This is a genomic window from Mycobacterium sp. ML4, from assembly GCF_054515735.1.
The window spans coordinates 93,208-103,973 of sequence record NZ_JBTNSY010000020.1 but is presented as its reverse complement, the minus strand read 5'-3'; the positions used below and the strand labels follow the sequence as shown (position 1 = coordinate 103,973).

General features: G+C 67.6%; 9 protein-coding genes. 6 read left to right on the top strand and 3 right to left on the bottom strand.

Features of this window, described 5'->3' with window-relative positions:
• Positions 1-1,201, bottom strand: a 1,201-nt coding sequence (locus ACX9NE_RS21835; RefSeq protein WP_459363084.1) for a PPE family protein, incomplete at its 3' end; no start/stop codon positions are given.
• Between the two features lie 952 nt (positions 1,202-2,153).
• Here ACX9NE_RS21835 and ACX9NE_RS21830 point away from each other — a divergent pair.
• From ACX9NE_RS21830 to ACX9NE_RS21820, 3 genes are all read left to right on the top strand, one after another.
• Complete coding sequence (locus ACX9NE_RS21830; RefSeq protein WP_459363157.1) at positions 2,154-2,957, top strand: hypothetical protein; 804 nt, start codon at positions 2,154-2,156, stop codon at positions 2,955-2,957.
• An 80-nt stretch (positions 2,958-3,037) separates the two neighbouring features.
• Positions 3,038-3,613, top strand: a complete 576-nt coding sequence (locus ACX9NE_RS21825) for a sigma-70 family RNA polymerase sigma factor (protein ID WP_459363085.1) — start codon at positions 3,038-3,040, stop codon at positions 3,611-3,613.
• Positions 3,606-4,697 carry an anti-sigma-D factor RsdA gene (locus ACX9NE_RS21820; protein ID WP_459363086.1) on the top strand — a complete coding sequence of 364 codons (1,092 nt, stop codon included), beginning with the start codon at positions 3,606-3,608 and terminating at the stop codon, positions 4,695-4,697. The genes ACX9NE_RS21825 and ACX9NE_RS21820 overlap by 8 nt, the downstream gene beginning before the upstream one ends.
• 17 nt (positions 4,698-4,714) lie before the next feature.
• On the opposite strand, the gene ACX9NE_RS21815 is transcribed toward ACX9NE_RS21820, so the two are convergent.
• Positions 4,715-5,125 carry a DUF5319 domain-containing protein gene (locus ACX9NE_RS21815; protein WP_459363087.1) on the bottom strand — a complete coding sequence of 137 codons (411 nt, stop codon included), beginning with the start codon at positions 5,123-5,125 and terminating at the stop codon, positions 4,715-4,717.
• 147 nt (positions 5,126-5,272) lie between these two features.
• Here ACX9NE_RS21815 and guaB point away from each other — a divergent pair, with 147 nt between their 5' ends.
• The 3 genes from guaB (at position 5,273) to ACX9NE_RS21800 (ending at position 9,876) form a co-directional block, all read left to right on the top strand.
• On the top strand, positions 5,273-6,874 hold the full coding sequence (gene guaB, locus ACX9NE_RS21810; protein ID WP_459363088.1) for an IMP dehydrogenase: 1,602 nt from the start codon (positions 5,273-5,275) through the stop codon (positions 6,872-6,874).
• Between the two features lie 8 nt (positions 6,875-6,882).
• Positions 6,883-8,010 carry a GuaB3 family IMP dehydrogenase-related protein gene (locus ACX9NE_RS21805; protein WP_459363158.1) on the top strand — a complete coding sequence of 376 codons (1,128 nt, stop codon included), beginning with the start codon at positions 6,883-6,885 and terminating at the stop codon, positions 8,008-8,010.
• 120 nt (positions 8,011-8,130) lie between these two features.
• On the top strand, positions 8,131-9,876 hold the full coding sequence (locus ACX9NE_RS21800; protein WP_459363089.1) for a GMC oxidoreductase: 1,746 nt from the start codon (positions 8,131-8,133) through the stop codon (positions 9,874-9,876).
• Here the strand turns inward: ACX9NE_RS21800 and ACX9NE_RS21795 are convergent, their stop codons facing one another.
• Complete coding sequence (locus ACX9NE_RS21795; RefSeq protein WP_459363090.1) at positions 9,877-10,764, bottom strand: TauD/TfdA dioxygenase family protein; 888 nt, start codon at positions 10,762-10,764, stop codon at positions 9,877-9,879.
• Positions 10,765-10,766 lie beyond the last annotated feature (2 nt).

The following is a 10,766-nucleotide window of genomic DNA, read 5'->3' as shown; positions in this document are numbered from 1 at the left end:
CGACGGCGACCCTGGCCAGCAGATCGGGGTTGGCCACGACCGCCGACAGTTGCGCGGCGGCCTGGGTGAGCGCCGCCGGGTTGGCCGCGACCGCCGACAGTTGCGCGGCGGCCTGGGTGAGCACGGCCGGGTTGGCCGCGACCGCCGACAGCTGCGCGGCGGCCTGAGTGAGTGCCGCCGGGTTGGCCGCGACCGCGGACAACTGTGCGGCGGCCTGGGTAAGCACGGCCGGGTTGGCGACGACGGCCGACAGTCGCGCGGCGGCTTGGGTGATCGAAATCGGGTCGGCGGCGATCGCGGCAAGCACTGTCGGGGCCGCGCTCACCGCGGACAACTGCAATGCCGCCTGGCTCAACACTTTCGGGTCCACAACGGTGGCGGACAACTGGGATACAGCCTGGCTGATCAACGCGGGGTTGTTCGCGACGGCGGAGAGCTGCGCCGCCGCCTGGGTGATCAACGCCGGGCCGATCTTCACCCCTGGCACCACCTGCGCCGCCCGGCTGAGGGCGGCGGACCAGAAGGGAAGATCAGGCAGGTTCGCACCGAGCCTCAGGCCGGAAGCAAGCCGCGGACCCAACAGGCCAGCGATGAGACCGTACTCAACCGCGGTGGCCGCTGGTGCCGGTGGCAAAGGAGTCGATCCCAGTCCGGTCGCGGCGGCGACCTGGGACGGCAGGCTACTCAAAGCCCGCTGCCACGGTGCCAACTGCTGGGCCACCGCTGAGGCCCCGCCGTGGTAGCCCACCATCGCAGCGACATCGGTGGCCCACATCTCTTCGTATTCGAATTCGTTTGCGGCGATGGCCGGCGCATTCAGGCCGAAGATGTTGGACCGCGCCAGAGAGATGAGACGGTTGCGATTGAGCGCGATCTCGACAGGGTGGATAACGGCGGCCCGTGCCGCCTCGAAGACCGCGGCCACCGCCTTGGCGCCACCGGCGGCCCCCAGAGCTTGGATCGCGGCACTACCGAGCCATTGGGCATACGGCGCGGCGACGGCTGTCATCGCCGACGCCGCCGGCCCCTGCCACCCCGATGAAGTCAGTTGCGAGATGAGCGACCCGAACGAACTCGCCGCCGTGTCGAGTTCGTCGGCCAATCCCTCCCATGCGGCGGCAGCCTCCAACATCGGTGCCGAGCCCGGGCCGGTGTATATCTGCGCTGAAAGGCTTTCCGGTGACGCCACCAAGAAGCTCATCTAGTCATACCTTTCTGATCAGCGTTCCCGGTCCGGCCGGCGGCCGCCGCCCGGCTTTTCAGGGGGTGACTTTGTATCTGATGCCACTACCGGCGCGGAATGCGCGGCTGGTGTCCCGGGCGCGTCATCGATGGTCGCCATTTCCATCCGCATCACGACCATTACGTGCGTCCTTCGTCTGAAGCGCTTAGCGATCGACCCGATCACCGGGAAATCACGACATAAGAAAACATAATGGTCCTTGCGGCGAATGTCAGCCCCTTTCTGCGCCTCAAATCATTCTCAGATTCGGAATGCCATTCGAGTATCCCCAGAACGGTTCGGGTGAGGCGTGGTGCGGTCCGGCGTGCAGTCATCGCGGCGGCCCGGTTTCGGTGTCACGAACCGAAATATCCCGTCGGCCCGCCACTATTTGAATGGATTCAACTCATCGCGAAGGTCCACGATTTGGAGGGCGGCGATCTCTTTCGTGAGGCAACCGGAGTCTGCGCAACCCGACCGAATGGCGCTCGTAGCGTCCCCGAAGGCCGGCGTCACCGGCGCAACCGACTCGGACACTACGACCGACAAGGCCGTCTCTTCGGCTGGCGCGGGGCGGACCCCGTCGTCGGGTCGACGTCAACGTCTCACGCTGCCAAGTGATTTCGGGCTGTCCCGCGTCCTGTGCGATATCGGGTCGCCTCGCGGTCGCCTCGCCCGCACGCCCATGCCCGACATGAGTGCGCCGCCGGGTCCTGCGCGCGCAATGCGGCCGACCCGCGGCACCGGTCCGATTAAATCCATCTGCGTCAGCCCGGTCCCGCCGAGCATGCAGTAACCTTTCGGCAGCTTCGGGATGACGGAGCGTGTGTCGCCGCATCGCGCTCGCGACGATCGCATCAGTGACATCGGGGGGCGAGAAATCACCGCGGGCCAGACTGCACACCCTGCCGCTGAGGCTGCCCTTGACGCGGTGCTGTTTGACGCCGCCTTCGGTGGGAGTCCGGGCAGTTGGCCACTGCCGACAGCCACTACTGTGCGCCAGCTCTGGTTGCGTGCCGTTGCCGCCGGCGGACAGGGCCGCTACGGCAGCGCGTACGCCGACCTGGCCACGCTGCGGGGTCAGGTGCCCGCCCGCCCGCTGGCGTCGCTGGCTCACAGCACGCACGGCTCGTTTCTGCGCCAATTGGGTTGGCACACGCTGGCGCGTGGCTGGGACGGGCGGGCTTTCGCCCTGGCGGGAGACGACCCCGAGGCTCGGACCGACGCTCTGGTCGGACTGGCGGCGGACGCGCTGGGCGTCGGACGCCTCGCGGCGGCGTCGACGCTGTTGACGCGTGCGGACGCCGCACTGCGGGGAGCCGAGTTGGGGCCGCTGACGGCAGACCGGCTCATGGTGCGCCGGGGGTGGGTCGGCGCCGAGCTGGCGATGGCTGCCGGTGACGGATCGACGGCCGTTCGCCGCGCAGAAGAAGCGGTCGAGAAGGCGCGGAACATGACCGGGGGATCGGCGCGGCACCGCGTCAAGAGTGATGTGGTGCTGGCTGCCGCCCTGTGCAGCGCCGGAGCCGTAAAGCGGGCGCGCGCCGTCGCCGAACGGGCATTTCAGGATGCGCAACGGCTGGGACTCACACCGCTTCGGTGGGCGCTTGCTTGCTTGCTGATCGATACCGGAAGCGTCACGGTTGAGCCACAGGGGCTGCCCGAACTCGCCGAAATTCGGGATATTTGCGCAGGTGAAGTACAACGCGCCGGTGGCACCTGGCGTACCCCCTGAAATCCTGTCCGCCCGATATTGTCGCTCAACGAGTTAGCCCGGGATGAGTCCCGTCCGTGACTTTGGAGAAACCACCGTCGATGACAATGCAGGGAGAACGTCTCGACGCTGTGGTTGTGGAGGCCGCCGCAGGGGACCGCAACGCGCTTCGGGAGGTGCTGGAAACCATCCGCCCGATCGTCGTCCGATACTGCCGAGCGCGAGTCGGCACCGTCGAGCGCGGCGGATTGTCCGCTGATGACGTGGCTCAGGAGGTGTGCTTGGCCACCATAACGGCGCTGCCGCGCTATCGGGACCGAGGACGCCCGTTCCTGGCATTTCTGTACGGCATCGCCGCGCACAAGGTCGCTGACGCCCATCGCGCCGCCGGTCGCGATCTGACGTATCCCGCAGAGGAAGTACCCGAGCGCCGCTCGTCGGACGCGGGCCCGGAACAGCGGGCCCTCGAGGCCGATTCGGTAAGCAGGATGAACGAACTGCTCGAGATCCTGCCGGCGAAGCAACGCGAAATCCTGATTCTGCGCGTCGTGGTGGGCCTGAGCGCCGAGGAGACCGCTGCCGCCGTCGGCAGCACGACGGGTGCGGTTCGGGTGGCCCAACACCGTGCACTTCAAAGGTTGAGAGACGAGATCGTCGCGGCAGGTGAATATGCGTAATTCTGATTTCGGCAACTCCCGCGGTGATCAGCCGGCCTTCGACGAGGTGGCCCACACCGACCTGCTTCTCGACGCGCTGGCCGCACGCACCGAGGTCGCGCTCGGCGATCCCGACGGCTTCGATGATCAGGCGCTGACTGCATTGTTGGGTGAGTGGCGCGACGATCTGAGGTGGCCGCCGGCCAGTGCGCTGGTGTCGCAGGACGAGGCCGAAGACGCGCTGCGGTTGGGGATGATGGACCGCAACGGGGGCCGGCGCGGGCTGGCCGCCGTCGGATCGGTGGCGGCGAGCCTGCTGTTGCTGAGCGGTTTCGGCGCCGTGGTGGGCGACGCCCGGCCCGGCGACCTGTTGTACGGCCTGCACGCCATGATGTTCAACGAGCCGCGAGTCAGTGACGATCAGATCGTGTTGTCCGCCAAGGCGGACCTGGCCAAGGTCGAGCAGATGATCGCACAGGGCAAATGGGATCAGGCCCAGACGCAGCTGGCTGAAGTTAGCACCACCTTGCAGTCTGTCAACGACGGAGGCCGGCGGCAGGGCCTGCTCGATGAGGTGAACCAGCTCAACACCAAGGTCGAAAAGCGCGATCCCTACGCCACCCCGCGGCCCGCCGCACCGCCGTCGGAGTTGGCAGTTCCGGAAGCTCCGGCGAATTCCCGGACGCCGCAACCGTCGGCGCCCGGCACCGAGACGCCACCGCCGATCGCGGTCGACGAGTCGACGTTCCCGCAGCAGCCCGGCCCGGCCGCATCGAACAGCCCGGCACCCGACCAGACGACGACCCTCGCGCCGCCGGCGGCCACGACCACATCTGCGACACCGTCGACGACCACATCCAGGCCCAAGGCGTCGACCACGACGCCGTCCACGTCGCCGACGCCGTCCGGCACGCCCACCACGACCACTCCGACGCCCAAGAGCAGGTCCAAACCGGGCACTGCTGTGACACCCAGCGCGACACCCAACTCACCCGTTGCCGGCCCGAGCTCACCGGCTTCGTCGACACCGCCGGGAGGATTGTGGGACAGGACTTCCGGGCCCGCTGCGCCGAGAACGCCCTTCCCGACCGGCACACGGCCTTGAGTCGGAACGTCAAGAGATCAGAGGTGGCGGAACCCGTCCGCGTCTGATGTCGCTTCGTTGAGCGAGGCGTCGGCGTACCCGCGGCAGTAGTCCCACGTGACGTAGGCGTCCGGCTCCGGGTCATACGCCGGCTCGTGTGGACGGACGGTGCCGTCGATCAGCAACTGCAGGAGATTGGCGCGCAACATGTCCCAGTCGTGGTAGTGATCCTGCTGACACTCGTCGCAGCAGACCACCAGGCCGCGGATTCCCCGGTGCGCCAGCAGCGCCTCGTAGACCGCCAAGTCGGCCAGGTCCGCCTCGACGGCCATCCGTTCCTGCTGATCCAGCGGCTGGCCTGGCTCGACGGCCTCCAGAGCCGCCGACGGGTCGCAGGGGTCGTCGGCGAAGGGATCGGGCGGCAAACCCGGCGGGAGGTGGTCACGCACCCCCATAGCCTACGCAGGCCGGTAGTGATAACGCCAGAAATTGCCGAGGCACGTCGAAGGACACAGCGAAGTCGCCAGACGGGCCGTCTCCCCGAGCCGATAAGATGATCTTTCTCACCCCAGCCTGCATTTTGGAGGGCCTCGCCGATGTCACGTGGCATGTCCGGCCTCGAAGACAGCTCCGACCTGGTCGGCAGCCCGTACATGCGGGTGGGCGGTCTGTCCGGGGACTCGGTGCCCACCGGCGGGGACGACCCGCACAAGATCGCCATGCTGGGGCTGACCTTTGACGACGTTCTGTTGCTGCCGGCCGCTTCCGACGTGGTACCTGCCACCGCGGACACCTCCAGCCAGCTGAGCAAGCGCATCCGGCTCAAGGTGCCCCTGGTCAGCTCGGCAATGGACACCGTGACCGAGTCCCGGATGGCGATCGCGATGGCGCGAGCCGGCGGTATGGGCGTGCTGCACCGCAACCTGCCGGTCGCCGAGCAGGCCGGCCAGGTCGAGATGGTGAAACGTTCGGAGGCCGGCATGGTCACCGATCCGGTCACCTGCCGCCCGGACAACACGCTGGCCCAGGTCGACGCCCTGTGCGCGCGGTTCCGCATCTCCGGACTGCCCGTCGTCGACGACGACGGCGCGCTGGTGGGGATCATCACCAACCGGGACATGCGCTTCGAGGTTGACCAGAACCGCCAGGTCGCCGAGGTCATGACCAAATCCCCGCTGATCACCGCCCAGGAGGGCGTCAGCGCATCGGCGGCGTTGGGTCTGCTGCGCCGCAACAAGATCGAGAAGCTGCCCATCGTGGATGGGCACGGCCGGCTGACCGGCCTGATCACGGTGAAGGACTTCGTCAAGACCGAGCAACACCCATTGGCCACCAAGGACAGCGACGGCCGGCTGCTGGTGGGGGCGGCGGTCGGCGTCGGCGGTGACGCCTGGGTACGCGCGATGATGCTGGTCGACGCCGGAGTGGACGTGCTGGTGGTCGACACCGCACACGCGCACAATCGCCTGGTGCTCGACATGGTGAACAAGCTCAAGCTCGAGGTCGGCGACCGGGTGGAGGTGGTCGGCGGCAACGTCGCCACCCGTTCGGCGGCCGCGGCGCTGGTCGACGCCGGTGCCGACGCCGTGAAGGTGGGCGTGGGACCGGGCTCGATCTGCACCACCAGGGTGGTAGCCGGTGTCGGTGCACCTCAGATCACGGCGATTCTGGAGGCCGTCGCGGTGTGCCGCCCGGCAGGTGTGCCGGTGATTGCCGACGGCGGCCTGCAATATTCCGGCGACATCGCCAAGGCGCTGGCCGCGGGCGCGTCGACAGCCATGCTCGGCTCGCTGCTGGCCGGCACGGCCGAGGCGCCCGGTGAACTGATCTTCGTCAACGGCAAGCAGTACAAGAGCTACCGCGGTATGGGTTCACTCGGGGCCATGGCAGGACGGGGTAGTTCCGGCGGCGGGGGCAAGTCTTACTCCAAGGACCGCTACTTCGCCGACGATGCGCTCTCCGAAGACAAGCTGGTTCCCGAGGGAATCGAAGGGCGGGTGCCGTTCCGCGGTCCGCTGGGCTCGGTGATCCACCAGTTGACCGGTGGCCTGCGGGCTGCAATGGGGTATACGGGCTCACCCACCATCGAGGTGCTGCAGCAGGCGCAGTTCGTCCGGATCACGCCGGCCGGGCTGAAGGAAAGTCACCCGCACGACGTCGCCATGACCGTCGAAGCACCGAACTACTACGCACGCTGACGGTGGCCATGGTTGAGATCGGCATGGGCCGCAGTGCCCGTCGTACCTATGAACTCAGTGAGATCAATATCGTGCCGTCGCGGCGCACCCGCTCGTCGCAGGACGTGTCCACGGCGTGGCAGCTGGACGCTTACCGGTTCGAGATCCCGCTGCTGGCCCACCCGACCGACGCCCTGGTCTCCCCGGAGTTCGCCATCGAATTCGGCCGCCTTGGTGGTCTGGCGGTGCTCAACGGCGAAGGCCTGATCGGCCGGCACTCCGACGTGCAGGCCAAGGTCGCCCAGCTCATCGAGGCGGCAACTAAGGAGCCCGAACCGTCGGCGGCGATCCGGTTGCTGCAGGAGTTGCACGCGACCCCGCTGAACCCCGAGCTGCTGGGCGCGGCGGTGGCCCGCATCCGCGAGGCCGGCGTCACCACCGCGGTGCGGCTGAGCCCGCAGAACGCCCAGGCGCTCACCCCGGTGCTGCTGCAGGCCGGCGTGGACCTGTTGGTCATCCAGGGCACCATCGTCTCGGCCGAACGGGTGGCCAGCAACGGCGAGCCGCTCAACCTCAAAACCTTTATCTCCGAACTGGACATACCTGTTGTCGCGGGCGGCGTGCAGGACCATCGCACCGCCCTGCACCTGATGCGCACCGGCGCGGCGGGCGTCATCGTCGGTTACGGCTCTACCAGGGGCGTGACCACCACCGACGAGGTGCTGGGCATCAGCGTGGCAATGGCCACCGCGATCGCCGACGCCGCCGCTGCCCGGCGCGAGTACCTGGACGAGACCGGCGGGCGCTATGTGCACGTGCTGGCCGACGGCGACATCCACAATTCCGGTGAGCTGGCCAAGGCCATCGCCTGTGGTGCCGACGCCGTGGTGCTGGGCACCCCGCTGGCCGAATCGGCCGAGGCCCTGGGCGAGGGCTGGTTCTGGCCGGCGGCCGCGGCGCACCCGTCGTTGCCGCGCGGCGCGCTGCTGCAGATCGCTGTCGGGGAACGCCCGCCGCTGCAACGCGTGCTCAACGGGCCGTCCGACGACCCGTTCGGCACGCTGAACCTGGTCGGCGGTCTGCGCCGGGCGATGGCCAAGGCGGGGTATTGCGACCTCAAGGAGTTCCAGAAGGTCGGTCTGACGGTCGCCAGTTGAGGCCCCCGTTCGATCGCGAGCAGACACAAAATCGCATGGTTTGGAGCCAAAACGTGCGATTTTGTGTCTGCTCAGCACACCTCTTGACGGGTCTGATGTAAAGCGGGTCATACTGCACCGATGAAACCGGACTTCGACGTCTTGATCATCGGTTCAGGCTTCGGGGGCAGCGTCAGCGCGCTGCGCCTTACGGAAAAGGGTTACCGGGTCGGCGTGCTCGAAGCCGGCCGCCGGTACGCCGACGAGGACTTCGCCAAAACCTCCTGGGACCTCCGTAAATTCCTCTGGGCGCCCAAGCTGGGCTGCTACGGCATCCAGCGCATCCACCCGCTCAAGAACGTCATGATCCTGGCCGGAGCGGGCGTGGGCGGCGGTTCGCTGAACTACGCGAACACGCTGTACATCCCGCCGGACCCGTTCTTCAACGACCAGCAGTGGAAGCACATCACCGACTGGCGTGACGAGCTGATGCCGCACTACCAACAGGCGCAGCGGATGCTCGGTGTGGTCTCCAACCCGACCTTCACCGATGCCGACCGCATCTTCAAAGAGGTCGCTGACGAGATGGGCTGCGGCGACACCTGGGTGCCCACTCCGGTCGGGGTGTTCTTCGGTCCCGACGGCAAGCAGACGCCGGGGCAGACCGTGCCGGACCCGTATTTCGGTGGCGCCGGACCGGCGCGCACCGGCTGCCTGGAATGCGGCTGTTGCATGACGGGTTGCCGGCACGGTGCCAAGAACACGCTGCTCAAGAATTATCTCGCCCTCGCGGAATCCGCCGGCGCGCAGGTGATTCCGATGACGACAGTAAAGGGATTCGAGCAGCGGCCCGACGGGTTGTGGGAGATCAAGACGGTTCGCACCGGCAGCTGGGTGCGCCGCGACCGGCGCACCTACACCGCGTCGTACCTGATCCTGGCCGCCGGCACCTGGGGCACCCAGCATCTGCTCTTCCACATGCGTGATAAGGGAAAGTTGCCCAAGCTGTCCGAGCGGCTGGGTGTGTTGACCCGGACCAATTCCGAATCGATCGTCGGCGCGGCGACGCTGAAGGTGGATCCCAAGCTGGACCTGACCCACGGCGTGGCGATCACTTCGTCGATCCACCCGACCAGCGACACCCATGTCGAGCCGGTCCGCTACGGCAAAGGTTCCAACGCGATGGGGTTGCTGCAGACGCTGATGACCGATGGCCCGGGCCCGGAAGGCCCCAAAGCTGGGGATGTGCCGCGCTGGCGGCAGTTGCTGGACCAGGCCCGCGCGCATCCCAGGCTGATGCTGCGGATGCTTTATCCCAGGCAATGGAGTGAACGCACCACGATCGCACTGGTGATGCAGCACCTGGACAACTCGATCACCACGTTCACCAAGCGCGGCAAGCTCGGCATCCGCTGGTACTCGAGCAAGCAGGGCCACGGCGAGCCGAACCCGAGCTGGATCCCGGTGGGCAACGAGGTGACCCGGCGCATCGCGGAAAAGATCGACGGCGTGGCCGGCGGCACCTGGGGCGAGTTGTTCAACATCCCGCTGACCGCCCACTTCCTCGGCGGCGCGGCGATCGGCGACAGCCCGTCGAACGGGGTCATCGACCCCTACCACCGGGTGTACGGCTACCCGACGCTGTTCGTTGTCGACGGCGCCGCCATCTCGGCCAACCTGGGTGTCAACCCATCGTTGTCCATCGCCGCCCAGGCCGAGCGGGCCGCGTCGCTCTGGCCCAATAAGGGCCAGAACGACGAGCGGCCGCTGCAGGGCGACGCCTACCGCAGGCTTGACCCGATCGCCCCGGACAACCCCGTGGTGCCCGCCGACGCGCCGGGCGCGCTGCGGTGGTTGCCGATCGACCCGGTCAGCAAGACCGGCTGATCAGCTCGCCAGCGCCAGGGGCGCTCCACTGACAACACGGCTGCGCTGCCCGTACACGTCCACCGGCACGTCGCCCATCAGCGTGATCCGGTTCATCAGCCGGTACTGGTCGTCGTAGTCGTCGACCGCCCGGTGCTGGGTGGCCCGGTTGTCCCAGACGGCCACGTCGCCCGGCTGCCAGTTCCAGCGAATCGTGTTCTCCGGTTGGGTGATCCGGTTCTGCAGGATGTCGAACAGCGCGCTGGATTCGCGGCTGTCCAACCCGACGAAGCTGGAAACGAAACCGCCGGCGACCAGCGTCCGTTCGCCGGTCTCCGGGTGGACCCGCACCACCGGGTGTTCGGTCTGGAAGTCGGGGGTCTCGAACGCCTGCCGGAACGCGCGCTGCAGGTCGGTCATCGATTCGGTCTGGACGTAGTCGTAGCGGTTGGTGTGCAGTGCCCACAGGTTGTCGGCGAGACACTTCAGCGGCTCGGGCAACTCGGCGTAGGCCGTCGCGGTGTTGGCCCACAGTGTCGAACCGCCGTAGCTGGGCAGGGTGACTGCCCGCAGGATCGAGGCGGCCGGGTAGTTGGCCGCGAACGTGACGTCGGTGTGCCAGCGGTTGGCCTTACCGAACTCGGAGTTGATCGGCGTGACGACCGGGGCGTCCGGAGCCAGCGAGGTGGCCGCCGGATGGCCGATCGGAGTGCCCAGCAGAGTGGCGAACGCGAGTTGCTGCTGGTCGTCGAGGTGATGCTGGTCGCGGAAGAAGATCACTTTGTGGGTCAACAACGCCGCGCGGATTTCGTCCACCGCCGCGGAGGAGAGGTCGCCGCCCAGGCGGACACCGTCGATCTCCGCGCCGATGCGGCTGCCCAACTTGTGCACTGCTATCAGGTTTGTCATCG

What these genes read in the sequence shown, in the direction of transcription:
- ACX9NE_RS21825 (WP_459363085.1), top strand. Translation starts at nt 3,038, where the DNA reads ATGACAATGCAGGGAGAACGTCTCGACGCTGTGGTTGTGGAGGCCGCC.
- ACX9NE_RS21820 (WP_459363086.1), top strand. Translation starts at nt 3,606, where the DNA reads ATGCGTAATTCTGATTTCGGCAACTCCCGCGGTGATCAGCCGGCCTTC.
- guaB (WP_459363088.1), top strand. Translation starts at nt 5,273, where the DNA reads ATGTCACGTGGCATGTCCGGCCTCGAAGACAGCTCCGACCTGGTCGGC.
- ACX9NE_RS21805 (WP_459363158.1), top strand. Translation starts at nt 6,883, where the DNA reads ATGGTTGAGATCGGCATGGGCCGCAGTGCCCGTCGTACCTATGAACTC.
- ACX9NE_RS21800 (WP_459363089.1), top strand. Translation starts at nt 8,131, where the DNA reads ATGAAACCGGACTTCGACGTCTTGATCATCGGTTCAGGCTTCGGGGGC.
- ACX9NE_RS21795 (WP_459363090.1), bottom strand. Translation starts at nt 10,764, where the DNA reads ATGACAAACCTGATAGCAGTGCACAAGTTGGGCAGCCGCATCGGCGCG.